This is a genomic window from Sphingobium anseongense (assembly GCF_037725245.1).
Lineage (GTDB): Bacteria > Pseudomonadota > Alphaproteobacteria > Sphingomonadales > Sphingomonadaceae > Sphingobium.
Genome location: NZ_JBBJUL010000008.1, coordinates 118,327 through 140,559 on the forward strand (window position 1 = coordinate 118,327; position 22,233 = coordinate 140,559).

The 22,233-nt window shown below is 66.2% G+C and carries 27 protein-coding genes; 16 read left to right on the forward strand and 11 right to left on the reverse strand.

From position 1 onward, the window contains the following. Positions 1 to 20: 20 nt before the first annotated feature. Positions 21 to 512, forward strand: a complete 492-nt coding sequence (locus tag WG908_RS12305; RefSeq protein ID WP_340186884.1) for a Dps family protein — start codon at positions 21 to 23, stop codon at positions 510 to 512. A gap of 25 nt (positions 513 to 537) precedes the next feature. Here WG908_RS12305 and WG908_RS12310 read toward each other — a convergent pair whose 3' ends face one another. From WG908_RS12310 to WG908_RS12335, 6 genes are all read right to left on the reverse strand, one after another. After that, positions 538 to 1,020 (reverse strand): GreA/GreB family elongation factor, encoded by a 483-nt coding sequence (locus WG908_RS12310; RefSeq protein WP_340186885.1) that lies wholly within the window; start codon positions 1,018 to 1,020, stop codon positions 538 to 540. 3 nt (positions 1,021 to 1,023) lie between these two features. Further along, positions 1,024 to 2,850 (reverse strand): cobaltochelatase subunit CobT, encoded by a 1,827-nt coding sequence (gene cobT, locus WG908_RS12315; protein ID WP_340186886.1) that lies wholly within the window; start codon positions 2,848 to 2,850, stop codon positions 1,024 to 1,026. Beyond that, positions 2,850 to 3,626 (reverse strand): tyrosine-protein phosphatase, encoded by a 777-nt coding sequence (locus WG908_RS12320; protein ID WP_340186887.1) that lies wholly within the window; start codon positions 3,624 to 3,626, stop codon positions 2,850 to 2,852. Before WG908_RS12320 ends, cobT begins: the two co-directional genes overlap by 1 nt. Further along, positions 3,623 to 4,630 carry a cobaltochelatase subunit CobS gene (gene cobS / locus WG908_RS12325; RefSeq protein WP_340186888.1) on the reverse strand — a complete coding sequence of 336 codons (1,008 nt, stop codon included), beginning with the start codon at positions 4,628 to 4,630 and terminating at the stop codon, positions 3,623 to 3,625. The genes WG908_RS12320 and cobS overlap by 4 nt, the downstream gene beginning before the upstream one ends. 200 nt (positions 4,631 to 4,830) lie before the next feature. Then, the gene (locus WG908_RS12330) at positions 4,831 to 6,126 is read right to left on the reverse strand and encodes an Hsp70 family protein (RefSeq protein WP_340186889.1); all 1,296 of its coding nucleotides are present in this window, start codon (positions 6,124 to 6,126) and stop codon (positions 4,831 to 4,833) included. A 236-nt stretch (positions 6,127 to 6,362) separates the two neighbouring features. Beyond that, positions 6,363 to 6,980, reverse strand: coding sequence for a J domain-containing protein (locus tag WG908_RS12335; RefSeq protein ID WP_340186890.1), 618 nt, complete (start codon positions 6,978 to 6,980; stop codon positions 6,363 to 6,365). Positions 6,981 to 7,025: 45 nt separating this feature from the next. On the opposite strand from WG908_RS12335, the gene WG908_RS12340 reads away from it, so the two are divergent. From WG908_RS12340 to WG908_RS12400, 13 genes are all read left to right on the forward strand, one after another. Next, positions 7,026 to 7,313, forward strand: coding sequence for a BolA family protein (locus WG908_RS12340; RefSeq protein WP_340186891.1), 288 nt, complete (start codon positions 7,026 to 7,028; stop codon positions 7,311 to 7,313). Beyond that, the gene (locus WG908_RS12345; RefSeq protein WP_340186892.1) at positions 7,310 to 8,215 is read left to right on the forward strand and encodes a pirin family protein; all 906 of its coding nucleotides are present in this window, start codon (positions 7,310 to 7,312) and stop codon (positions 8,213 to 8,215) included. The genes WG908_RS12340 and WG908_RS12345 overlap by 4 nt, the downstream gene beginning before the upstream one ends. A 16-nt stretch (positions 8,216 to 8,231) precedes the next feature. After that, positions 8,232 to 8,858 (forward strand): nicotinate-nucleotide adenylyltransferase, encoded by a 627-nt coding sequence (locus WG908_RS12350; protein WP_340186893.1) that lies wholly within the window; start codon positions 8,232 to 8,234, stop codon positions 8,856 to 8,858. 12 nt (positions 8,859 to 8,870) lie between these two features. Then, entirely contained in the window at positions 8,871 to 9,260 is a 390-nt protein-coding gene (gene rsfS, locus WG908_RS12355) for a ribosome silencing factor (RefSeq protein ID WP_340186894.1), read from the forward strand. A gap of 99 nt (positions 9,261 to 9,359) precedes the next feature. Further along, positions 9,360 to 9,782, forward strand: coding sequence for a 23S rRNA (pseudouridine(1915)-N(3))-methyltransferase RlmH (locus WG908_RS12360; protein WP_340186895.1), 423 nt, complete (start codon positions 9,360 to 9,362; stop codon positions 9,780 to 9,782). Between the two features lie 43 nt (positions 9,783 to 9,825). Next, the gene (locus tag WG908_RS12365; RefSeq protein WP_340186896.1) at positions 9,826 to 11,058 is read left to right on the forward strand and encodes a murein hydrolase activator EnvC family protein; all 1,233 of its coding nucleotides are present in this window, start codon (positions 9,826 to 9,828) and stop codon (positions 11,056 to 11,058) included. A gap of 120 nt (positions 11,059 to 11,178) precedes the next feature. Continuing rightward, complete coding sequence (locus WG908_RS12370) at positions 11,179 to 12,558, forward strand: S41 family peptidase (protein ID WP_340186897.1); 1,380 nt, start codon at positions 11,179 to 11,181, stop codon at positions 12,556 to 12,558. A 4-nt stretch (positions 12,559 to 12,562) separates the two neighbouring features. After that, a complete protein-coding gene (locus tag WG908_RS12375; protein ID WP_340186898.1) occupies positions 12,563 to 13,048 on the forward strand; it encodes a disulfide bond formation protein B in 486 nt (161 codons plus the stop codon). Beyond that, the gene (locus WG908_RS12380; protein WP_340186899.1) at positions 13,045 to 13,599 is read left to right on the forward strand and encodes a demethoxyubiquinone hydroxylase family protein; all 555 of its coding nucleotides are present in this window, start codon (positions 13,045 to 13,047) and stop codon (positions 13,597 to 13,599) included. Before WG908_RS12375 ends, WG908_RS12380 begins: the two co-directional genes overlap by 4 nt. Positions 13,600 to 13,612: 13 nt before the next feature. Next, the gene (locus WG908_RS12385) at positions 13,613 to 14,134 is read left to right on the forward strand and encodes a hypothetical protein (protein ID WP_340186900.1); all 522 of its coding nucleotides are present in this window, start codon (positions 13,613 to 13,615) and stop codon (positions 14,132 to 14,134) included. Between the two features lie 89 nt (positions 14,135 to 14,223). Continuing rightward, positions 14,224 to 14,625 (forward strand): hypothetical protein, encoded by a 402-nt coding sequence (locus WG908_RS12390; protein ID WP_445326717.1) that lies wholly within the window; start codon positions 14,224 to 14,226, stop codon positions 14,623 to 14,625. A 116-nt stretch (positions 14,626 to 14,741) separates the two neighbouring features. Continuing rightward, positions 14,742 to 15,095, forward strand: a complete 354-nt coding sequence (locus tag WG908_RS12395) for a hypothetical protein (RefSeq protein WP_340186901.1) — start codon at positions 14,742 to 14,744, stop codon at positions 15,093 to 15,095. A gap of 69 nt (positions 15,096 to 15,164) precedes the next feature. Further along, positions 15,165 to 15,632, forward strand: coding sequence for a hemerythrin domain-containing protein (locus WG908_RS12400; RefSeq protein ID WP_340186902.1), 468 nt, complete (start codon positions 15,165 to 15,167; stop codon positions 15,630 to 15,632). 184 nt (positions 15,633 to 15,816) lie between these two features. Here WG908_RS12400 and WG908_RS12405 read toward each other — a convergent pair whose 3' ends face one another. Both WG908_RS12405 and mgtE read right to left on the reverse strand, forming a co-directional pair. Beyond that, entirely contained in the window at positions 15,817 to 16,221 is a 405-nt protein-coding gene (locus tag WG908_RS12405; RefSeq protein ID WP_340186903.1) for a DUF1489 family protein, read from the reverse strand. 31 nt (positions 16,222 to 16,252) lie between these two features. Beyond that, positions 16,253 to 17,701, reverse strand: a complete 1,449-nt coding sequence (gene mgtE / locus WG908_RS12410) for a magnesium transporter (RefSeq protein WP_340186904.1) — start codon at positions 17,699 to 17,701, stop codon at positions 16,253 to 16,255. A gap of 281 nt (positions 17,702 to 17,982) precedes the next feature. Between mgtE and WG908_RS12415 the strand changes: the two genes are divergently transcribed. Next, positions 17,983 to 18,438 (forward strand): peptidylprolyl isomerase, encoded by a 456-nt coding sequence (locus WG908_RS12415; RefSeq protein WP_340186905.1) that lies wholly within the window; start codon positions 17,983 to 17,985, stop codon positions 18,436 to 18,438. Here WG908_RS12415 and WG908_RS12420 read toward each other — a convergent pair. Together WG908_RS12420 and WG908_RS12425 are read right to left on the reverse strand one after the other, a co-directional pair. Then, the gene (locus WG908_RS12420) at positions 18,416 to 19,096 is read right to left on the reverse strand and encodes a hypothetical protein (protein ID WP_340186906.1); all 681 of its coding nucleotides are present in this window, start codon (positions 19,094 to 19,096) and stop codon (positions 18,416 to 18,418) included. The two genes, WG908_RS12415 and WG908_RS12420, sit on opposite strands and share 23 nt — an antisense overlap. Beyond that, positions 19,096 to 19,686, reverse strand: a complete 591-nt coding sequence (locus WG908_RS12425; RefSeq protein ID WP_340186907.1) for a hypothetical protein — start codon at positions 19,684 to 19,686, stop codon at positions 19,096 to 19,098. The genes WG908_RS12420 and WG908_RS12425 overlap by 1 nt, the downstream gene beginning before the upstream one ends. A 314-nt stretch (positions 19,687 to 20,000) precedes the next feature. Between WG908_RS12425 and WG908_RS12430 the strand changes: the two genes are divergently transcribed. Further along, positions 20,001 to 20,549 (forward strand): outer membrane protein, encoded by a 549-nt coding sequence (locus WG908_RS12430; protein WP_340186908.1) that lies wholly within the window; start codon positions 20,001 to 20,003, stop codon positions 20,547 to 20,549. 55 nt (positions 20,550 to 20,604) lie between these two features. Here WG908_RS12430 and rpoN read toward each other — a convergent pair whose 3' ends face one another. Continuing rightward, positions 20,605 to 22,116 carry an RNA polymerase factor sigma-54 gene (rpoN, locus tag WG908_RS12435; protein ID WP_340186909.1) on the reverse strand — a complete coding sequence of 504 codons (1,512 nt, stop codon included), beginning with the start codon at positions 22,114 to 22,116 and terminating at the stop codon, positions 20,605 to 20,607. Between the last annotated feature and the right edge of the window lie 117 nt (positions 22,117 to 22,233).

Here is a 22,233-nt window from a genome sequence, read left to right on the forward strand (position 1 = left end):
CGAAAACAGGAGGACCCCATATGACCGCGCCCGATCTCAAGACCCCCACCGACCTCAGGAGCAACGCGACCAAATCCGTCGCCCAGGCGCTGAACGGCGTCCTTGCGGACAGCTTCGCGCTCTATTTCAAGACCAAGAATTTCCACTGGCACGTTTCCGGCCCGCATTTTCGCGACTATCACCTGATGTTCGACGAGCAGGCGGCGCAGATCCTGGCGACCACCGACCTGATCGCCGAACGGGTGCGCAAGACCGGCAACGTCACGCTGCGCTCGATCGGCGACATCGCCCGGCACCAGAGCGTCGTCGACAATGACGCCGACTATGTCAGCCCGGCCGACATGCTCAAGGAATTGCGCGAGGATAATCTGAAACTCGTCGAAGCCCTGCGCGCGGCCAAGACCGCCGCGACGCAAGCGGGCGACAACGCGACCGAAGGCATTGTCGACGACTGGACCGACCAGGCCGAACAGCGCGCCTGGTTCCTGTTCGAAGCGGGCCGCAACGGCTGACCGGCTTGGGCAAGGCGCCGTCCGGTCATTGCCGGGCGGCGTCATCCTCCGGCGGGATCGGCTCGACCGCGACGATATCGATCGCGCCGCCGCCGAAATCCACCTGCTCGCCGGCCTGCGCGCCCATCATCGCGCGGGCGAGCGGCGCGGAAAAGGCGATCCGCCCCGCCGCCGGCTCCGCCTCGTCATCGCCGACGATGTCGATCCGCCGCTCCTGCCCGGCCCGCCGATAGGTGACGCGCGCGCCGAAGGATACCGACACGCCCTCGGCCGCCGGCATGACCTGCGCCGTCGCCAGCCGCGTGCGCCAGTAGCGCAGCGCCCGCTGCACCGTCTTGCGCGCCTCCTCGTCATCCTGCGCGGCGACCGCCGCTTCCAGCGCCGCGACCTTCGCCTGCGTCAACGCAAGGCCGCGTGCCGTCACCCGGTTGGGACCGGGCGGGATCGGCAGCTCGAATGTCGGCTCCAGATGCTCTTCGTCGCTTTCCCGGCGGAACGCGACGCTCATGGCCTAATCCTCATCGAACAGCCCGGCGAGCTGTTCGACCATCGTGCCGCCCAGCTGCTCGGCGTCCATGATCGTCACCGCGCGCCTGTAATAGCGGGTCACGTCATGGCCGATGCCGATCGCGACCAGTTGCACCGGCGACCGGTTCTCGATCCAGTCGATCACCTGCCGCAAGTGGCGCTCCAGATAGGTGCCGCTGTTGACCGACAGGGTCGAATCATCGACCGGCGCGCCGTCGGAAATCACCATCAGGATGCGGCGCTCCTCATTGCGCGCCAGAAGCCGGCTGTGCGCCCACAACAGCGCCTCGCCGTCGATATTTTCCTTCAGCAACCCTTCGCGCATCATCAGGCCCAGATTCTTGCGCGCCCGCCGCCACGGCTCGTCGGCCTTTTTATAGACGATATGCCGCAGGTCGTTCAGCCGCCCCGGCGCCGGCGGTCGTCCGGCCGCCAGCCATTCCTCGCGCGCCTGCCCGCCCTTCCACGCCCGCGTGGTAAAGCCCAATATCTCGGTCTTGACCCCGCACCGTTCCAGCGTGCGCGCCATGATGTCGGCGCTGATCGCCGCGATGCTGATCGGCCGGCCGCGCATTGAACCGGAATTGTCGATCAGCAGCGTCACCACCGTGTCGCGAAACTCGGTATCGCGCTCCACCTTGTAGGTTAGCGACCGGGTCGGATCGATGATGATCCGCGCCAGCCGCGCCGCGTCGAGCATCCCTTCTTCCTGGTCGAAGTCCCAGCTGCGCGACTGCTGCGCCATCAACCGGCGCTGCAAGCGGTTGGCAAGCTTGGTGACGGCGCCCTGCAAGCTCACCAGCTGCTGGTCGAGAAAGCCGCGCAGCCGCAGCAATTCCTCCTCGTCGCACAGGTCGCCTGCGGTCACGATTTCGTCATGGCGCACGGTATAGGGCTTGTAGTCGAATCCCGGCGGCAGGTCGGACATCGGCCGGTTGGGGCGAACGGGCATCATGCCCTCCTCGCCGCCCTCGCCCGCGCCATCCTCGCTGTCGGCGTCGGACTCCTCGCTATAGTCGGTCTCGCTGTCCTCGCTTTCGCCGCCCGTATCCTCGGCCCGCGCCTGCGCATCCATGTCGCTGTCGCCGGCGTCCTCCTCGCCGCTTTCGCCGTCTTCCTGCTGCTCGTCCTGGTCCTCGCCCTCGTCCTGCGCTTCGCTTTCGTCGGCGGCGGGCGGGATGTCGGCATCGACCAGCTGGAGATGCTCCAGCATCGCCTGCGCCAGTTTCTGGAACGCCCGCTGATCGTCGATCGCCAGGCCCAGCGCATCCAGGTCGGACCCGGCCTTGTCCTCGATCCATTCGCTGACCAGCGCCATGCCGGCGGCGATGTCCCTGGGAACAGGCTGCCCGGTCAGCCGCTCGCGCACCTTGAGCGCCAGCGCGGTGGACAGCGGCACCTCGTCGGCGTTGCGCGCACGGCGGATCGGGTCGGACTTGAGCCGCATCGCTAGCGCCTCGTTCAGGTTGGCGCGCACGCCGTCCATCTGGCGCGAGCCGATCGCCTCGACCCGCGCCTGCTCGACCGCGTCATAGACCCCGCGCGCCACCGCCTCGGCCGGCGCGGACGCGGCATGCATGCGAACGTCATGATGGCGCAGCCGCAGCGCATTGGCGTCGGCGAACCCGCGCGCCAATGCGACCTGATCGGCGGGCAGCGCGCGTCCGGGGGTCGGCACCTTGATCGCCTTGCCCGCCATATGCGGCGCGTCGGCGGTATAGCCCACCTCCACTTCCGCGTCGCGCGCCATCGACCGCGCCGTCCCCGACAGCACATCCTTGAACGCATCGAGGGGCGATCGTTCGGCCATCAGTCGAGCAGCATGGCCTGGATCGCCGCGCGCGCCCCGTCGTCCACGCCCAGCACGTCGGCGATATAGCCGTCCATGCCGCCATGCGCGGTGTCGAGCGTTTCGAACAGCGTCTCGATATAGGCACGGTCGGCGGTCAATACGGGGGCGATCGCCGCGCCCCGCGACCGGTGCGCCCGCGCGATCGCGCTATTGTCCTGCGCCAGGCGCCAGTCCCAGTCGGCATGGACATTGGTGAGCAGATAATCCTCGACGATCGTTTCGCGCGGCACCCCCAGCACCGCCAGGATCAGCGCCGCACCCACGCCGGTGCGGTCCTTGCCCGCCGCGCAGTTGATCAGGATCGGCAGCCGCCCGTCCAGTATCTGCGCGAACATCGCGCGATAGGATTCGGCATGGTCGGCGGCGATCACGCGGTACAGGCCGACCATCACCGCACGCATGTCCGCCGCGCTGGCGCCATCGGTGCGAATCATTTCGGCCAGCACGCCGCTGGTTTCGTCATAGTCGCGGCAATAATAATCGACCCCGTCCTCATGCCATTCGGTCGGTTCGGCCGCGCGCTCCTCTCGGCGCCTGAAATCGCAGATCGCGCGGATCCCCAGCGATCGCAGATGCGCGGCGTCGGCGGGCGACAGCAGCGCCATCGTGCCCGACCGGTACAGCATGCCCCGCTTGACGGTGCGGCCGTCCGCCGTCGCATAGCCGCCGAAATCGCGCAGGTTGAACCCGCGCTCCAGCGGCACGCGACTGCCCGGCGGACCGGCGGTGGTCACGACGCGCGCCCGACGACGCTTTCGGGCAGGTCCTTGCCGAACACCCGCTGATAATATTCCGCCACCAGCGCGCGCTCCGCCTCGTCGCATTTGTTGAGGAACGACAGGCGGAAGGCAAAGCCCACATCCTTGAAGATCAGCGCATTCTGCGCCCAGCTGATCACGGTGCGCGGCGACATCACGGTCGATATGTCGCCGTTGACGAAGCCCTGCCGGGTCAGTTCCGCCACCTTGATCATGTTTTCGACCTCCTTGCGGCCGCCCGCATGGTCATATTCGCCCGACTTGGCGAGCACCACCTGCGCCTCGGTCGCGGCGGGCAGGTAATTGAGCGCCACCACCAGGTTCCACCGGTCCATCTGGCCCTGGTTGATCTGTTGCGTGCCATGATAGAGGCCCGTCGTGTCGCCAAGCCCGACCGTGTTGGCGGTCGCGAACAGGCGGAACCAGGGGTTGGGGCGAATCACCCGGTTCTGGTCGAGCAGCGTCATCTTGCCGTCCGTCTCCAGCACGCGCTGGATCACGAACATCACGTCCGGGCGGCCCGCATCATATTCGTCGAACACCAGCGCGACCGGGCGCTGGAGCGACCAGGGCAGCAGCCCTTCCTTGAACTCGGTGACCTGCTGGCCGTCCTTGAGCACGATGGCGTCGCGGCCGACCAGGTCGATGCGGCTGATATGCGCGTCCAGGTTGATGCGGATGCACGGCCAGTTCAGGCGCGCGGCGACCTGTTCGATGTGGGTCGACTTGCCGGTGCCATGATAGCCCTGCACCATGACGCGGCGATTGTGGGAAAAGCCCGCCAGGATCGCCAGCGTCGTGTCCGGGTCGAACACATAGGCGGGGTCAAGGTCGGGCACGCGCTCATCGGCCTGCGAAAAGGCCGGGATTTTCATGTCGACGTCGATGCCGAACATCTCGCGCGCATCGACTACGCGGTCGGGCGAATCCATCAGCGTGTCGGCGCGGGCATCGGGCTGGACGTTGGAAATGTCGGTCATGCATCTTCTTTCTGCGAGTCATTCCAGCCCCTAACCGATCCGGGAAGGGCGTGTCGACAGTGGCGTACGCGGTGCCGGGGTTGTTGACGAACCCCTATGACGCCCGCTCGCCCTGAACAGGGGCCAGGCGAAGCCGAAGACCCGCATCGAAGGGTCGGTGCGACGCCCGGATGGAATATAGAGTCATAAAAAGCAAAGGATCAAGCGGCCCATTCGGCAAGATTGGCCTCCTGCCCGATCAGCGCCAGCCCATGCGCGATCGACGTCAGTTCCCCGCCGGTCGCGATCCGGCCCGATCCGAAACGCGCCGCGAACAGCGCGCGAATGGCGGGGATCAGCGACGATCCGCCGGTCAGGAACACCCGGTCGATCGCATCCGCCCGCACGCCCGCCCGGCCCAGCGCCCTGTCGACCGTCGCTTCGATCCGGGCGATGTCCGGGGCGATCCAGCGCTCGAAATCGGCGCGGGCGACGTCGGCCTCGATGGTCAGCCCGCCGCCCTCGAAGTGGAAATGCGCGGTATCGGCTTGCGACAGCGCCCGCTTGAGCGTCCCCACCGCATCATAAAGCGGATAGCCAAGCTCCTTTTCGATGATCGTGATCATCCGCCCGATCGCCGCCGGATCGCTCGCCGCCTTCATCAGCCGCGCCAGTTCCTCCAGCGTCCGCCGGTTGCGCATCAGTGCAAGGCGCGACCATTCGGCGAAATCGGCGAAATAGCTGCGCGGTATTTCCAGCAGCTTGTCGAAGCTCCTGTAACTGCCGCCCTTGCCCAGCATCGGCAGCACCAGATGATCGACGATGCGATAATCGAACCGGTCGCCGGCGATGCCGATGCCCGCGGACCCCAGCGGCGTGCAGCGCCGCCGGGTGCGTCCGTCGCTGCCGGGCGCTTCCACCCTGACGATCGAAAAGTCGCTGGTGCCGCCGCCGAAATCGGCGACCAGGATCGTCGCCGGATCGGTCAGTCGGCTGGCATAGCTGAATGCCGCGCCCAGCGGCTCGTAGACATAATGAACGGCCGCCCCGAACTGGCTGAACATCGCGTCATAGCGCTTGCGCGCCAGCGCCTCGTCGGGCCGGGAACCTGCATATTCGACCGGGCGGCCGACGACGATGCGTTCGGGGCGATCGTCCAGCGCGCCGCCCGCATGGGCGATCATCCGCGCCAGGAACATGCGCCCCAGCTCCTCGAAGCGATAGCGTTTGTCGAATATGCTCGCGGCCTCGAAGATCGGGCTGGCGGCGACCGACTTGAACGACTGGATGAAGCGGCTGTCCTGCGGATATTCCAGATATTCGGCGATCGCCCAGGGACCCGCCTCATGCGCGATCCCGCCCCTGGCGCCGTCCTCGTGCCAGAAGCACAGGGCCGACCGGAACACCGCGCCCGTGGCATGGCGCCCCGCAAAGTCGACCAGCCCGGATGCCGCGCCGTCGGCCATCGCCGCGACGCTGTTGGTCGTCCCGAAATCGAGGCCCAGGGCGCGGGTCATAGGGATGTCTCCGAAAGGGAGGCGGGCTATGGCAGCGGGGGAACGGCATCACAAGGCCAGGATGATTGCAGCATCCCCGGCTCGGCAAATACCTGTCCTACAGACCGCCCGGCCGCTATACCCGAACCGGCTCTTTCACACCGTCCGACGACCCCACCCCTCACACGCAACAATATTCCATCCGCTCGACAGAAAATGTCCGATCGAGCGTGAAAAGTGCGAAGTTAAGCGCCTGCTCAGGCGAACGCGACCGCCTTGCGCAACCGGCCATAGGCCTCGATCACCGCCTGCAACGCCCCTTCATGGCTGCGGTCCCCACCATTATGATCGGGATGATAGCGCCGCACCAGTTCGGTATAGCGCTGGCGCAACGCCTTGCGGTCGGCATCGACGCCCAGGCCCAGCACGTCCATCGCCTTGCGGTCGTCGGGCGACAGCGCCCGGCCATCCTGCCGCGCCTGCTGCGCCCGCGCCGCCCGCTCCATCCGGTCGCGATATTTCGCCCCGATCGCATCGAGCGGATCGGAAAAATCGGCCCATTTTGGCGGCGGGCTAGCCGCGTTGGTCGAAAAGGCGCGCGTCTCCCGCTCCCACCCGGCAAAGGGCCGCTGCGCCGCCTCGATCTCGTCGGGCGTCATGCCGCTGAAAAAATTATAGCCCTGGTTGAACGCCTTGATATGATTCAGGCAGAACCAGCGCCAGCGCGGCCCCTCCCCGCCCGATCTATGGCCGCCTTCGGGCGGCGCGCGAAATTCGCCCGGCTCCGCGCACCCCTCGACGCCGCAGGGCCGGTCGCCCTCCACGCGGCCGTGAAAGCGATTGAAACGCCGGTTCGAGAAGGGATCGGTAGCCAAGATTGTCCTGATGCAAGTCTGTGTCAGGCCGTCTATATAGGCGCAATGACCCAGATGCTCAAAGGCCCGGTGGCCCGCCAAATCGAGGAACGGCTGCGCGCCGCCCTGTCCCCGCAACGCCTCGCCGTCATCGACGACAGCGAAAGCCATCGCGGCCACGCCGGCCATGACGGATCGGGCGAAAGCCATTTCACGGTCGAAATCGTCTCCGACCGCTTTACCGGGCAAAGCCGCGTCGCGCGCCAGCGGCTCGTCAATTCGGCGCTCGCCGACCTGCTGCGCGACAAGGTTCACGCCCTCGCCATCAAGGCCAGGGCCCCGGAGGACGCATGACCCTCGACGACCTTGTCATCCAGACGATCGCGCCCGCCACTCATGACCTTGGCGATTTCAAGGTTCACCGCGCCCTTCCCGCCAGGGGCCGCACCATGGTTGGCCCCTTCATCTTCTTCGATCAGGCCGGCCCCGCCCGAATCGCGCCGGGGCAGGGCATAGACGTGCGCCCCCACCCGCACATCAACCTCGCGACCGTCACCTATATGTATGAAGGCGCGTTCCTGCACCGCGATTCGCTGGGCACGCAGCAACTGATCGAGCCGGGCGCGGTCAACCTGATGACCGCGGGCAAGGGCATCGTCCATTCCGAACGCTCGCCGGACGAAGACCGCGCCAAGCTGTCCAAGCTCTCGGCGATCCAGACCTGGCTCGCGCTGCCAGACCGCCAAGAGGAAATGGACCCGGCGTTCGAACATGTCGGCGAGGGCGGCCTGCCGATCATCGACTATGGCCACGCCCGCGCCCGCGTCATCATGGGCACCCTGTGGGGCCAGACGGCGCCCGTCACCACCTATGCCGACACCATCTATGCCGACATCATGCTCCAGCCCGGCGGCGGCGTGCCCATCGATGCCGATGCGGAAGAGCGCGCCATCTATCTGTCGGGCGGCGACGCTGCGCTCGATGGCGTCGCGCTGACGCCGCAGACGCTCTATGTCCTGCGTCCCGGCGTACGCGCCAGCCTCTACAGCGTCGATGGCGGCCGCGTCATGCTGTGCGGCGGCGAAGCGTTCAAAACCCCGCGCCATGTCTGGTGGAACTTCGTTTCCTCCTCGCAGGACCGGCTGATGCAGGCGCGCGAGGATTGGGAGGCGATGCGCTTCTCGCTGATCCCGGGCGACGACCAGGAGCATATCCCGGTGCCTCAGGGTCGTCCCAAGACGGTCAGCTATCCCTGATGAAAATCTGGCCCCGATGAAAATCGGCCTGCTGGGTGGATCGTTCAACCCCGCCCATGGCGGGCACCGGGCGATCTCGCTCTTCGCCATACGCGCGTTGGGGCTGGACGAGGTATGGTGGCTGGTATCGCCGGGCAATCCGCTCAAGCCCAGATCCGGCATGGCGCCCTTGCCCGCCCGTGTCGCGCGCGCGCGCCAGGTCGCGCGCCGCGCGCCGATCCGCGCCACCGCGATCGAGACGCGGCTTGGCACGCGCTACACGGTGGACACGGTGCGCGCCATCGCGCGCCGCTATCGCCGCAACCGCTTCATCTGGCTGATGGGCGCCGACAATCTTGCCCAACTGGCGCAGTGGAAGGACTGGCGCGACATCGCCCGCCAGTTACCCATTGCCGTGATCGCCAGACCGGGCTATGATGACGATGCGCGTGGCTCTGTGGCCATGGGCTGGCTGCGGCATTTCGTCCGGTCGCCAAGCCAGGGTACGGACTGGACGAATTGGAGACCGCCGGCGCTCGTGCTGTTGCGCTTTCGCCCTGATCCAAGATCGGCGACCCTGCTTCGGCAGGCGGAACCTCTCTGGCATCGCGAATATGAAGAAGTGCGTGTGCGCGATGCGCTCACGCGCCGGTATGTCGTCTAGAATGGAGCTTTTTTGACCAGACCCCTCCCTGCCAACGATACGGCCGCTTCGGTCGATTCCGTGGCCGCCCTGCATGCTCTCGTGCTTCAGTCGCTCGATGACGATCAGGCGCAGGAAACCATCTCGATCCCACTGGAAGGCAAGAGCAGCATCGCCGATTATATGGTGATCGCCAGCGGCCGATCGTCGCGCCAGGTCGCGGCGATCGCCCAGCATCTTGCCGAGCGCGTCAAGCAATCGACCGGACGTCCCGTTCGGATCGAGGGCCTGCCAGTGGCCGATTGGGTGCTGATCGACGCGGGCGACGTGATCGTCCACCTGTTCCGGCCCGAAGTGCGCAGCTTCTACAATCTGGAACGGATGTGGGGCTTCGTCGACGCGCCGGTGGCGGGAACGGCCTGAGGCTTGATGCTCGTCCGTTCGGACTGAGCCAAGTCGAAGCCTGTCTCTGAGCGGAGCGAAGCGCCTCGACTTCGCTCTGGACGAACGGATGTTTGTCAGATGCTCCTCCACATCATCGCCCGCGGCAAGATCGGCCGGACGCCTGAATCCGATATCGTCGATCGCTATCGCAAGCGACTGACCTTGCCGCATAAAGTCACCGAACTGCCCGATCGGGGTGGCAAACTGCCGCCTGCGCCATCGGGCACGGTTACCGTCATGCTGGACGAAAAGGGCCAGCAATTGTCGTCGATGGATTTCGCCCGTCATATTCAAAACTGGCGGGACGGGGGGACACGCGAATGCCGTTTCCTGATCGGCGCAGCGGACGGCTTTGATGAAGCCGAACGGGCGAACGCCGACCTGCTCATTGCTTTCGGCAGCATGACCTGGCCCCACATGATGGCGCGCGCGATGCTCACCGAACAATTGTGGCGCGCCTGCTCAATCCTTGCCAATCACCCCTATCATCGCGAAGGATAGCGCCGATCCCGAAAATGGGCGTCCAGTGGGAAGATGGATCAGGGTGCAGCGGACAAGGATCATCGGGGCGCTTGCCATTGCATCGGTCGCCGCGGCGACGCGACTGACCGGCGCGCCGGCGCAAGACATCATTCTGCCAGGCACCGCCGCCACCAGCATCGAACAAGAGCAGGCCGCACTCAAGGCCGCGCGCGCTCAGGCCGAAGACGCCCGCGAGCGCTCGACGCGGCTCGACCGGCAGGCCGCGCTCGCCCGCGAAGAGGCGGATCGCGCGCGACGCCGCGCTGCCGCCATGGCGGCGCGCATTCAGGAATCCGAAGCGGAAATCCAGATGGCGCAGGCCCGGATCGCGATCATCACCCGGTTCCAGCGGGCGCAGGCCGCGCGCCTCGCCACCCGGCAGGAGCCGGTGGTGCGCCTGACCGCCGCGCTCCAGATGATGGCACGCCGCCCGATAACCCTCGCGCTGGTCCAGCCGGGATCGGTGGCGGACGCCGTGCATATGCGCGCTGTCCTTTCCTCGGTCCTGCCCGTCATCCGCGACCGCACTGCCGGCCTTCGCGCCGAGCTAGCGCGCAGTCGAGCCTTGCGCGCCACCGCCGAACAGGCTGCACGGGCGCTTGCCGACAGCCGAACCCAACTGTCCGAACGACAGGCGGCGCTGCGCGCTCTGGAAACGCATAAGCGGCTCGCCGCCCGGGACCTGCGCTCAGGTTCCGCGCTCGAAAGCGACCGCGCGCTCGCGCTGGGCGAACGTGCCCGCGACATCGTCGACCTGATGGATCGGATCGAGGAAGCCGGTGACCTGCGCGAGCGGCTGGCCGCCCTGCCCGGCCCGATCCTGCGCCCTGCCCGTCCAAGCGAGGCCATGCCGCCCGCCGAGCAGCAGGCAAGCCGGGTCACGGGTCCTCCACCCTACCGCCTTCCCGTCGTCGGCCAACTCGTGACCGGCATGGGCGAGGTCGCCGACAGCGGCATCCGCACCCGAGGCCTGACGATAGCCACCCAGGCGGGCGCGCAGGTGGTTGCGCCCACCGCCGGCCGGGTCGCCTTTGCCGGGCCCTATCGCGGCTATGGCCAGATTTTGATCATTGACCATGGCCAGGGATGGACGACGCTCATCACCGGACTCGACCGCCTGTCAACCAGTGTGGGCGATGGCGTGCGGCAGGGCGATCCCGTGGGCGTCGCAGGAGCGGGACGCCCCAGCATCACCGTGGAGTTGCGCCGCAATGGCCGACCCATAGACATCGTCCCGCTGGTGGGGCTGGAATGAGTTCTTCGCGTTAACCGGACGCTCATCGCTTCAGAACGACATTGGTCGAGCGGCGCTTTTGCGTCGCGGCATAAAAGCGCCTATATTGCGGCTATACCTCTGTCAGGACTCACGAACCCGATGAAATCCGCTTTCTTCCAGCGCCCCTTGTTCCAGGCGACGATCGCGCTTGGCGCGATCGCCCTCATTCCTGCCACCACCGCCGCGCTCGCAGACGCCGAAGGCAGCAGCTACAAGGCGCTCGACGAATTCATGGACGTGTTCCAGAAGGTGCGCAGCGATTATGTCGAAAAGGTCGATGACGAAAAGCTGATCAAGGGCGCGATCGACGGGATGCTCGCCAGCCTCGATCCGCATTCGAGCTTCCTCGACGCGCGCGATTTCCAGAATCTGCGGACGCAGACCGAAGGCAGCTATGGCGGCCTCGGCCTCTCGGTCACGCAGGAGGATGGCGCGGTCAAGGTGATCGCGCCGACCGAAGACACCCCCGCCTGGCGCGCGGGGATCAAGGCCGGAGACTATATCACCCATCTCGACGGCCAGCTCATCTATGGCGGCACGCTCGATGAGGCGGTCGAAAAGATGCGCGGCGCGCCTGGCACCGCGATCAAGCTGACGATCGTCCGCTCGGGCCGTGACAAGCCGATCGAGCTGAGCATCACGCGCGAGATCATCGAGCTCAAGCCGGTCAAGTGGGAAGTGAAAAACGGCATCGGTGTCATCAATATCGTCAGCTTTTCGGCCAACACCGGGGCCGATGTACGCCAGGCGATCCGCAGCATCGACAAGTCGCTGGGACATCGGCCAACCGGTTATGTGCTTGACCTGCGGTCCAATCCGGGTGGGCTGCTGGACGAAGCCGTGTCGGTGAGCGACGTGTTCCTCGAACGCGGCGAAATCGTTTCGCAACGCGGCCGGCAGAAGGGCGATGTCGAACGCTATTACGCCAAGCCGGGCGACGACGCCAAGGGTCTGCCGGTCATTGTGCTGGTCGACGCCGGCTCTGCCTCCGCCTCCGAGATCGTCGCCGGCGCGTTGCAGGATCAGCATCGGGCGCTGGTGATGGGCGAACGCAGCTTCGGCAAGGGAAGCGTCCAGACCATGCTCCCCTTGAGCAATACGACCGCGCTCAAGCTGACCACCGCCCGCTATTTCACGCCCTCTGGCCGGTCAGTGCAGGAAGGCGGGATCGAACCCGATATCCGCGTGCCGCAGATTTCCGACCCCGATTACAAGAGCCGCCCCAAATTCCGCGAAAGCGACCTGCGGCGGCACCTGATCAACGAAGCCAAGCTCGATACCAAGACGCTGGAAGAGGATGCCAAGGACGATCCTCGCTTCGCGATGACTGCAGAGTCGCTCAAGAAAAGTGGAATCGAGGATTTCCAGCTCGACTATGCGCTCAAGACCATAAGCCGTCTGGCGCGACAGCCGGGCGCCGTCGTGGCGCGGGCGCAGCAGCCCGAGCGTCTGATGGCGCGCAAGCCCGCGACTCGCTGATAGCGTGACGCCGCTGCCCCTCGCCCGCGCACTGGCGCTGGCAACGCCGCTGATGTTGCTGGGCGGTGCCTATGCGTCGCAATATTTGGGCGGCCTGCATCCATGCGAAATGTGCTGGTGGCAGCGGTACCCGCACATGGCGGCGATACCGCTGGCGCTTATGGCCTATGCAACTGCGCGCAACAAGGCCATGAGCCGCCTGCTGACGGGGCTGGCCGCCCTTGCGGTCGCGACCAGCGGCGTCATCGGCCTGTTTCACGCCGGCGTCGAATATGGCTGGTGGGAGGGCCTGACCGCCTGCTCGACCGCGATGGGCGCGGGGGATGCCGCCAATATGCTTGACGCCATCATGGCCGCTCCGCTGGCGCGCTGCGATGTCGCCCCCTGGTCGCTGCTTGGCATTTCGCTCGCAGGCTATAACGGGCTCTTGTCGATGGGGGCGGCGTCCGCCATCCTGATGCTGTTGGCCAAATCGAGGAAGACAGCATGAGCAGGACGCAGGATTTTCCCCGCCCCGGCACGCGCGTTACCGATCGGGCACGCGCTGCCATGCTGCGGGTCGATCAGGCAGGCGAATATGGCGCGACGCGGATCTATGCCGGGCAACTGGCGGTGATGGGCGATCGTCATCCGGTCAGCCGGGTTATCGCCGGCATGGCGCATCAGGAAGAGCGTCACCGCCAGCGCTTCGACGCGATGCTGACCGAACGGGCTGTACGCCCGACGGCGCTGCAACCGATATGGAATGTCGCCGGGTTTGCCCTGGGCGCTGTCACCGCTGCAATCGGACCGAAGGCAGCGATGGCCTGCACGGCTGCCATCGAAACGGAAATCGATCGCCATTATACCGAACAGCTCGTGCAGCTTGGCACCGATGACCCGGAACTTGTTGCCGCGATCACGGATTTTCAGGCTGAGGAAGTCGAACATCGCGCTGCCGCTATCGCGCATGGTGCGGAACAGGCGATTGCCTATCCGCTCCTGTCGGGTGCGATCCGGCTGGGTTGCCGCGCCGCCATCGCGCTGTCGAAGCGCATTTGAGGATATTGCACCAATGAAGACGCCCCTGATCGCCGCCTTGCTCCTGATGGGCACCGCCTGGCCCGCGCTGGCGCAGGAGGCGGCTCCTGCGGCCGTGGCGGGGTCCGAGCGCGTGAACCTGGTGATCGTCTATGGCGACGACCCATGCCCGCCCAGCGCGAATGCCGACGACATCGTCGTGTGCGCGCGCAAGGGCGAGGAAGAGCGTTACCGCATACCCGAACCGCTGCGGGGCGATCCCAATGCGCCGGTGAATCAGGCGTGGGGCGAACGTGTCCGGTCGATGGAATATGTGGGCCGCACCGGCACCGAAAGCTGCTCGCCGGTCGGCGGTGGCGGTGCGACCGGCTGCTTTGCGCAACTCGCTCGCCTGGCGAAGGCGGAGCGGCAGCAAGCCGATAACGCCAGCTGGAAGGACCTGGTCGAAGCCGAGCGCGCCCGCCGCCTGTCGACCATCGACGTCGATTCAAAGGCGATCGAGGCGCGCGTCGCAGCCGAGGAAAAGGCCGCGACGCCGGCAAGTCCCGCGCCCTGACGGTTTCCGGCGCTTGGCGGCGTCGATTGGGCAGATATTGACGGCGGGGGCGCTGGCGGGATCAGGACAGGGGCGGCAAGGACTTTGAAATGATGCGCCCTCCCGCTTTCTACATCCTGTCCACGCTGGCGCTCGCGTCGCCTCTGCCCGCGCTGGCGCAACCCGAACCGCCGCCGGACCGCGTCTTCAACCTGATCGTCTATGGCGATGATCCCTGCCCGGCGAGCGCGGACGACAATGAAATTGTCGTGTGCGCCCGCAGGCCGGAGGCTGAGCGCTATCGCATCCCCAAGAAACTGCGCGAGAAGCCCGAAGCCATCGGCGGGCCGGGCTGGGGAAGCCAGGTCGCGACGATGGAAAATATCCAGCGCCAGACCTTGCCGGGCAGCTGTTCCGCCATCGGCAGCAACGGCTTTTCGGGCTGTACCGCCAAGATGCTGGAACAATGGTTCGCCGAGCGCCGGATGCGCGAACAGGCCGAGCAGCCCTGATCGCCGGCCATCGCCGCGACCGGACAGCCTGACTATCTGGCCGTACGTTCGCTTTGCCTGTTGATCGCGGGGTGCGTTCATGCTGTTCTGCCGGGGCGAGCTTGCGGGACATATGAATGGCTACGACTTTCGGCGACGGCGCGAGTGGACGGGGAAGAAACTATCGCAAGCGGATGAGCAGCCATCTCGCCGCGGCGCTCATGTGCTTTGCGCTGCTGCAGATTCTGATCGTCGTCGGCACCGGCGGTTCATTGCCGTTCCACCTGGGTGTCATCGTCGCGATCGGCGGCTTTGCCATCGCCGCAGGGGCGCTGGAGCGGCGATGGATTCTGCTGGAAGCCGGTGACGCGCCGGACGACAGGCTGTCGCTGCGGTTCCGCCGCGACGTGCGGCAATTGTGGGCCGCCAGCATTTTGGGCGCGTGCCTGTGGTTTCCCGTCAGCCTTTTTTTTCGTTTCCTTCTGGGGTGACGACGCCATCGGCGGAGCCAAGCTCGCCTGAGGTCGTTGTCCTTCTCCCACCCCCAGGAGATGCAGCCCATGGCAGACGCCACGATATTCGACCGCCTGAAGCAGGATCATGACGCACACCGCCAGCTATTGGCCAAGCTGGAGGATGCGCGCGACGAGCCGGAACGGAAGGAAAAGCTGTTCGCGCAGTTCAAGGTCGAAGTGACGGCCCACGCCGCGGCCGAGGAGGAAACGCTTTACGCGACCATGCTGTCGCGGCCCGACCTGCGCGAGGATGCGCAGCATAGCGTTGCCGAGCACAAGGAGATCGACGACTATCTCGACGATCTGGACGATATTGCGTGCGACAGCGCCGAATGGAACGAGACGTTCGACAAACTCAAGAAACGCTATCTCCACCATATCGAGGAGGAGGAGGACGAGATGTTCCCCGATGCGGCAAAGGAACTGACGGCCGACGAGGAGAGCAAGCTGGCCGCGCTGTTCGCCAGGCGCAAGCCCGACGAGCTGGAGCGCGCGCAAGCCGCCAATGACTGAGGCGAGTCGCGGCGCTTAACTTCGCACTTTTCACGCCCGATGTGATATTTTATTGCCCGGCACTGTTCCTATCGGCCGGTATGCATGTGGCGGATCGACGATGGGAAAGAGCTTGCTTGCGACGATGGCATGGCCGGGCGACTGTAGGACAGCGAATTTGTAGGGCAGGGAATTCACGCGCGCGTCACACCAGCCCGAGCTTTGCCAGTCGCCCGAGCAGCGCCGCGGGCATGGCGTCGCGATCGTCCGCTTCGCCATCGTCAAGGTCGGGCGGCGCATCCTGCTGGGCGAGGTAGCGCCAGCCCTGATGCGCGCGCCTGGCGCAGGCGCGTACCGGGATCAGGCGCGGTTCCAGCCTGATCCAGTAGCGGCCCTGCCCGTTTTCGACGAACCCCAGGATCGGGCTGCGCCCGACCAGCATATGCCCATGGATCCAGTAGAGCGAACCGCCGGCCATTTCCTCGATCCGCTTGGGCAGGTAGCGCGTCGTCAGCCGCGCCTCGCCCGCATCGCTATGGCTTTCCAGCCAGGCGCGCAGGCTGGCGGGGCTTTCGCTCTGAAACGCGATCTTGGTCAGGTGCAGCGGCATGGGGACGATCTGGGGCGTGAGCCGCCCCGGTTCAACGCAGGAACAGCGTGGCAAGGCCAAGGAAGGTGAAGAAGCCGAGCGAATCGGTCATCATCGTCACGAACACCGCCGACGATACCGCCGGATCGACATTGTTGCGGTCCAGCGTGACCGGGATCAGCACGCCCGCCAGCCCCGCGACCAGATTGTTGAGCAGGATGGCGCAGCCGAACACCAGCGACAGGTCGAGCCGGCCATAGATCATGTAGGAGCCGATGCCGATCAGCGTGCCCAAGGTCGCGCCGTTGGTGGCGGCGATGCGAAATTCGCGGCCGATCATCCGCACCGTGTTCGAATCGGTCAACTGGTTGGTGGCGAGCGCGCGGACGACCACCGCCAGCGTCTGCGTACCGGCATTGCCGCCCATGCCCGACACGATGCCCATCAGCGCGGCGAGCATCGCGAACCGTTCGATGGTTCCTTCGAACAGGCCGACGACGGACGCGGCCAGCATGGCGGTGCCCAGGTTCACCACCAGCCAGGTGAGGCGCGCGCGCACCGTCATCATGATCGGTTCGTTGATGTCGCCTTCGCCCGCGCCCGACAGGCGGAGAATATCCTCGCCCGCTTCCTGCGAAATGATGTGGACGACGTCATCGACGGTGATCATGCCGACCAGCCGACCGCTGCCATCGACCACCGCAGCCGAGATCAGCGCATATTTCTGGAAGCGCAGCGCCACTTCCTCCTGGTCCATGTCGACCGGGATCAGCGTCTGTTCGCGCTTCATCAGGTCGGTCATGGCGATGGTGCGCGGACAGGTCAGTATCCAGCTGAGCTGGCAGTAGCCGACCGGCCTGTGCATCGCGTCGACGACGTAGATTTCCCAGAAGTCGGTGGTGAGGTCGCCGCTGTCGCGCAGATAGTCGATCACCTGGCCGACGGTCATATGTTCAGGGACCGCCACCAGATCCCGCTGCATCAGGCGACCGGCGGATTCTTCCGGGTAGGACAGCGCGCTCTGGATGGCGGCGCGGTCTTCCGGGTCGAGCGCATCGAGGACGGCCTGCTGATCGGCCTCCTGCATATCCTCGATCATCGCGACGGCGTCGTCGGTGTCGAGTTCGGACGCGAATTCGGCGACCTGTTCGGGCGCGAGCGCGCCGATCAGGTCTTCGCGCACATAGTCGTTGAGTTCCGACAGGACTTCCGCGCCGACCAGGTCGCCGAGCGCCGCCGCGACATCGCCACGCCGGTCCGCCGGGGTCAGTTCCAGAAGGTCGGCGATGTCGGCGGGATGGAGCGGCGAAACCAGGGCGCGCGCGCGGTCGGTATCGCCATCTTCCACCGCGTCGAGCACGGCGGACACGAAGCCGGGTTTCAACCGGTCATCCTCGTCATGGCTGGATTGCGCCTCTTCGGCCCCGACCTGCTGGGTCAGAACCTCTTCGTCACCGTCGCCGTGCATCCGGGGATCGGCGGAATCGCCGCGCTCTGTCATGGCGCCCCCAACTGTCCGGTTCCTGTAGCATCGGCATGCTTTCGCTCACGCAGCATGAAAAAGCAATGGGGCGAATAGGATCCTGCCCCGTTCCGGCAAGGTGGCGCGCGAAGCGCGGCGGAGGGGCGGACGGCAAGAACATTGTCCTGATGCGAGGCCGCGTCAGGCCGCCAGCCCCCTCCACCACTCGCTTCGCCCCCTCCCCGGTCCGGGGAGGAATGGCCTTCCATCGTGCGGCGCAGCCTCTATATGGGCGGCATCATAACCCAAAGAGGACTCCCATGGCCGACGAAACGCTTACCCTTACCCTCGACAGCGGCGGCGATGTCGTCATCAAGCTGCGCCCCGACCTTGCCCCCGGCCATGTCGAGCGCATCACGTCGCTGGCGAAAGAGGGATTTTACGATGGCGTCGTGTTCCATCGCGTCATTCCCGGCTTCATGGCGCAGGGCGGCGACCCGACCGGCACCGGCATGGGCGGATCGAAGCAACCCGACATCAAGGCCGAATTCAGCCGCGAACCGCATGTCCGGGGCGTGTGTTCGATGGCGCGTTCGTCCAACCCCAACAGCGCCAACAGCCAGTTTTTCATCTGTTTCGACGACGCGACCTTCCTGGACGGTCAATATACCGTGTGGGGCCAGGTGACGTCGGGCATGGAGCATGTCGACGCGCTGCCCAAGGGCGAGCCGCCGCGCACGCCGGGCAAGATCGTCAAGGCGACTGTTTCCGCCTGATACCGTCTGTCGCCGAAATCGCGGCGGGTGCGGATTCAAGCTTCGTTTCCGCCGCGACATAGGCACCGATGCTGGAAATATGCCAGCGCCTGTCCGCCTCGCTGGAGCCGGGCACGTCATTGACCCGCCGCAACACGACCTTGCGCAAGGCATACCATGGCTTGCCGGTTGCAGCGACGCGGGCATAGACCTGAACCGGAACGGTCACGAACAGCGATCCCGCCGCGCCTTCCGGTTCGGACGGCGCACCGACATTGGCGTGAATTTCGCTAAAACCCCTGAAGCGTGTGGCGAAGGCAGCGGCGTCTTCACTGCCCGCCGGCGCGTTTTCCGACCACAGGTCCTGCGCCTCTTCGAACCGCTTTTCCTCCAGCAGGCCGTAATAGCCCTGGACCACCTGCGCCGCGCCCTGCGCGCTTGCAGGGTCGATCGCGCGCTCGACCACGGGCGTCGGCGTGATCGGCAGGCCGCCGGGCGTGCCCGGCGCGGGTGGCGCGAGCGGCTCCATCACCGACAGCGCCTCCGCCTTCACCGTATTTTCTACCACCGCCGGGTTTGCGCCGTTGGCCAGGTTTTCGAGCGCGCTTTCCTCACGCCCGTCACAGGCCGGCAGGAGCAAGACCATGCCGGCCAGAATGAAGCCGTAACTATGCCGCATCAATCGCCCCGGCCCCGCCGTGACGATCCGCCCCGTTCGCCGCGGGACCAGTTGCCGCGGCCTTCCGATCGCACCGAAGGCGTCGCCCGTTCAACGCGGGGTGTCACGGCGCGCTGGGGCCGTTCGACGCGCGGGGTCACCGCCCGCTGGCCATCGTTGCGCCACTGGCGGCCTGGCCGCGCGTCGGAGCGGCCATCGGGGCGGCCGTCATAGCGGCGCTGGCCCTGCCAGTTGCGTCCGTCATTGCCGCGCCGGTCGTCGTCGCGGCGATTCCAGCCGCCGGGCCGTTCGGCGCGCCGTCCTTCCCAATAGCGGCGCTGGCCATCGTTCCAGCGATAGCGCTTGCCGCCCCGGTCAAAGACATAATAGCCGGTGCCCGGATAATAATAATCATTGTACCAGCCGCCATAGCCGCCGGGGCGATAATAGCTCGACCCCCAATAGGGATCGCCGCCATAATAGCCCGAACCCACGCTGACGCCGCCATAGCCATAGCCGTCGTCATAGGCGCAGCCGCCGAGCATGAGCGCGCCGGTCAGCCCGAGCGCCGCCAGCAATCGCCTGGCCTTTCCTGTCCCGGTCCCGATCATCGTCTATCTCCTGCATCCTCACGCCCATCGCCACGCAAGGTTAACGCACGCAGGTTGAATTGGTTGTGAATGAGATCGGGTGTCCGACATTTATCGAGCGCTGACAGGCCATTGCGCCTGTTCATCGGAGCGACAGAAACAGTTGCAATATTATCGCGTTGCCGATGGTTCCGCTGAAATTCGGGTCAGGTCGAGCAACCATCCGCCAGGGCCGGGCATTATCGTCATTGTCCAAAGGGCGCGCGACTGGCCGCCCGGACACCGCCGGGTCCAAACCGCGCGGCTATTCCAATCCACAACAAAGGGTCATTCCCATGAAGAAGCTTATCCTGGCGGCGACTGCCGCTGCCTTTGTCGTCCCCGCTGTCGCCGCCGCTCAGGAAGAGACCGGTCGCCGGATCGAACCCTATGTCGGCGTCATGGGCGGCGTGCATAATTTCGACAGCGAAACCGGTGAGGAAGGCATCCCGCCCGTCGGCTACAAGGGCCGCATGGTCGAAGGCGTCGCCGGCGTGAACATGAATGTCGCGGGGCCGCTGGTCGTGGGTGTCGAGGGCACCGCGTCCAAGGGCGTGTCGGGCGACATCGACTGGGAATATGGCGCGGCCGGCCGGGTGGGCGTGAAGGCGGGCAAGGACAGCCTGATCTTCGGCAAGGTCGGGTACAAGTGGGTCAATTTCGACGCGCTTGGTCCCAATAGCGGCGATTTCCACGGCACCACCTATGGCGCGGGGGTCGAACTGTCCCCGGCCGACCTGGGCAGCAGCGCCCAGAGCAGCAACATCCGCCTGCGCGTGCAAGCCGACACGATGGGCAATTTCCGTTCCATCCGGCCGATGGCGGGCGTGGTCGCGAAATTCTGATGCCGTGATCGCGTAGCGTGACGAAAGGCCCCTCCAGCGATGGAGGGGCCTTTTTTCATGCCGCCTTGCCCCGCAGCGCCTTTTGCCGCCGCCGCTGGACCGATGAGCCGATGCCCATCGCCTCGCGATATTTGGCGACGGTGCGCCGGGCGATGTCGAAGCCCTTGGCGCGCAGCAGGTCGACCAGCGTGTCGTCGGAGAGGATCGCGTGCGGCTCCTCGGCGGCGATCAGCGCCTTGATGTGGCTTTTGACCGCTTCCGCCGAAACCGCCGCGCCACCGTCGGACGACGCGATGCCGCTGGTGAAGAAATATTTGAGTTCGTAGAGGCCGCGCGCGCAGGACAGATATTTGTTCGAGGTCACGCGGCTGACGGTGGATTCGTGCATGTCGATGGCGTCGGCCACCATGCGCAATGTCAACGGCTTGAGATGGGCGACGCCGTGGCGGAAGAAGCCTTCCTGCTGGCGGACGATTTCAGTGGCGACGCGGATGATGGTGCGCTGGCGCTGGTCGAGCGCCTTGACCAGCCAGTTGGCGCTGGCAAGGCAGTCGGCGAGCCAGGCCTTCGACGCCTTGTCCTGGGCGCCGCCCGACAATTCGGCATAATAGCTGCGGTTGACGAGCAGCCGCGGCAGGGTGGCACCGTTGATTTCGATCGACCAGCCATCGCCCTGCGCCCGGATGAACAGGTCGGGCACGATGGCGGGGACGCGATCGGACGAGAAGCGCAGGCCAGGCTTGGGATCATAGCCGCGCAGTTCGCGGATCATGTCGGTCAGATCCTCCTCGTCGACGCCGCAGATCCGGCGCAACTGAGGCAGCGCGCCGCGCGCCAGCAGATCGAGGTTGGCAAGCAGGCGCTGGATGCAGGGGTCGTAGCGGTCGGCTTCCCTGGCTTGCAGGGCGAGGCATTCGGCAAGGCTGCGCGCGCCGACGCCGGTGGGGTCGAACCCTTGCACCACGCCCAGCACGCGCTCGACATCGGCGAGTGGCACACCCAGCGCATAGGCGACGCGCAGCAGGTCGGCGTCAAGATAGCCCGCCGGGTCGATCTGGCCGATCAGTTGCGCGGCGATCAGCAGGTCGGCACCGTCCAGCGCGGCGCGCGCCTGACCCATCAGATATTCCTGCAATTCCGGTTCGGGATTGGCGAAGCTGTCGAAATCGGGGGCTTCGCTGCCATAGCCCGACAGCGGATCGTTCAGGCCGCCGCTGCCCCCGCCCGCCGCCATGCGATCGCCAGGGCCATCGTCGATGAAGGTGTCGGCGCCATGATCGACATCGAGCGGGGCGTCGGCCGCCCCCATCCCCTGCGCGATCAGTTGGTCCGCGCCGCCGGTTTCGGCAGGCAATGCGGGCGTGTCGGCGATGCTGTCGAGGCCGGTGGCGGCGTCGGCGGCGTCGGCCGACGCGGCTTCGAGCAAGGGGTTCCTGTCCAGTTCGGCGGCGAGAAAGCCCTCCACCTCCAGGTTGCTCAGCGCGAGCAGGCGGATCGCCTGCTGCAATTGCGGCGTCATGACGAGCGACTGGCTCTGCCGCAGGTCGAGGCGTGGCCCCAGCGCCATCAGCCGTGGGGGGCCTTTGTCGAAATGGCGGTGCCGGCCCGCCCGCCCCCCCGGCCGCCCACAGCATATCCTGAACGGGCGGCCGGGCGGGGGAGCGGGTCGGCGCCGCGACACGAG

Bases quoted from the DNA above. Each gene is read 5' to 3' on its own strand.
- WG908_RS12400 (WP_340186902.1), top strand. From the start codon at position 15,165: ATGGCAGACGCCACGATATTCGACCGCCTGAAGCAGGATCATGACGCA.
- WG908_RS12345 (WP_340186892.1), top strand. From the start codon at position 7,310: ATGACCCTCGACGACCTTGTCATCCAGACGATCGCGCCCGCCACTCAT.
- WG908_RS12305 (WP_340186884.1), top strand. From the start codon at position 21: ATGACCGCGCCCGATCTCAAGACCCCCACCGACCTCAGGAGCAACGCG.
- WG908_RS12340 (WP_340186891.1), top strand. From the start codon at position 7,026: ATGACCCAGATGCTCAAAGGCCCGGTGGCCCGCCAAATCGAGGAACGG.
- WG908_RS12395 (WP_340186901.1), top strand. From the start codon at position 14,742: ATGGCTACGACTTTCGGCGACGGCGCGAGTGGACGGGGAAGAAACTAT.
- WG908_RS12370 (WP_340186897.1), top strand. From the start codon at position 11,179: ATGAAATCCGCTTTCTTCCAGCGCCCCTTGTTCCAGGCGACGATCGCG.
- WG908_RS12415 (WP_340186905.1), top strand. From the start codon at position 17,983: ATGGCCGACGAAACGCTTACCCTTACCCTCGACAGCGGCGGCGATGTC.
- WG908_RS12385 (WP_340186900.1), top strand. From the start codon at position 13,613: ATGAAGACGCCCCTGATCGCCGCCTTGCTCCTGATGGGCACCGCCTGG.
- WG908_RS12405 (WP_340186903.1), bottom strand. From the start codon at position 16,221: ATGCCGCTGCACCTGACCAAGATCGCGTTTCAGAGCGAAAGCCCCGCC.
- WG908_RS12390 (WP_445326717.1), top strand. From the start codon at position 14,224: ATGATGCGCCCTCCCGCTTTCTACATCCTGTCCACGCTGGCGCTCGCG.
- WG908_RS12350 (WP_340186893.1), top strand. From the start codon at position 8,232: ATGAAAATCGGCCTGCTGGGTGGATCGTTCAACCCCGCCCATGGCGGG.
- WG908_RS12360 (WP_340186895.1), top strand. From the start codon at position 9,360: ATGCTCCTCCACATCATCGCCCGCGGCAAGATCGGCCGGACGCCTGAA.
- WG908_RS12430 (WP_340186908.1), top strand. From the start codon at position 20,001: ATGAAGAAGCTTATCCTGGCGGCGACTGCCGCTGCCTTTGTCGTCCCC.
- rpoN (WP_340186909.1), bottom strand. From the start codon at position 22,116: ATGGCGCTGGGGCCACGCCTCGACCTGCGGCAGAGCCAGTCGCTCGTC.
- WG908_RS12380 (WP_340186899.1), top strand. From the start codon at position 13,045: ATGAGCAGGACGCAGGATTTTCCCCGCCCCGGCACGCGCGTTACCGAT.
- WG908_RS12330 (WP_340186889.1), bottom strand. From the start codon at position 6,126: ATGACCCGCGCCCTGGGCCTCGATTTCGGGACGACCAACAGCGTCGCG.
- WG908_RS12310 (WP_340186885.1), bottom strand. From the start codon at position 1,020: ATGAGCGTCGCGTTCCGCCGGGAAAGCGACGAAGAGCATCTGGAGCCG.
- WG908_RS12420 (WP_340186906.1), bottom strand. From the start codon at position 19,096: ATGCGGCATAGTTACGGCTTCATTCTGGCCGGCATGGTCTTGCTCCTG.
- cobS (WP_340186888.1), bottom strand. From the start codon at position 4,630: ATGACCGACATTTCCAACGTCCAGCCCGATGCCCGCGCCGACACGCTG.
- WG908_RS12425 (WP_340186907.1), bottom strand. From the start codon at position 19,686: ATGATCGGGACCGGGACAGGAAAGGCCAGGCGATTGCTGGCGGCGCTC.
- mgtE (WP_340186904.1), bottom strand. From the start codon at position 17,701: ATGACAGAGCGCGGCGATTCCGCCGATCCCCGGATGCACGGCGACGGT.
- cobT (WP_340186886.1), bottom strand. From the start codon at position 2,850: ATGGCCGAACGATCGCCCCTCGATGCGTTCAAGGATGTGCTGTCGGGG.